This window comes from Paracoccus sp. S4493, assembly GCF_000967735.1.
Classification (GTDB): domain Bacteria; phylum Pseudomonadota; class Alphaproteobacteria; order Rhodobacterales; family Rhodobacteraceae; genus Paracoccus; species Paracoccus marcusii.
In genome coordinates this window covers 1-239 of record NZ_JXYF01000517.1, presented here as the reverse complement: position 1 = coordinate 239, position 239 = coordinate 1, and the positions used below count along the sequence as shown (strand labels likewise).

Below are 239 nucleotides of genomic sequence, written 5' to 3'. Positions count from 1 at the left end.
GCTGGTCGAGGACGAGGCGGGTCTCAGCCTGCTGATCTGGGGGTCCGAGCTGCGCCTGACGCGCCAGGCCGATGCGTTGCGCATCGACCTTCTGGCGCCCGAGGACCGGCTGGTCGGCATCCTGCGCGACAGCGCGACCGAGATCCTGGCCGAGGCGGGGGTCGAGGTCGCGTGGGACGATGTCGATGCGGGCGCGCTGGCACCGGGGCTTGCGCTGCTGCGGGTGGCGGGGGTGTCGC

The 239-nt window shown here is 73.6% G+C and carries 1 pseudogene; it reads left to right on the top strand.

Annotation, left to right across the window (positions count from 1 at the left end):
• Positions 1-239: pseudogene (locus tag TW83_RS21625) on the top strand (siderophore-interacting protein); the annotation flags it as partial.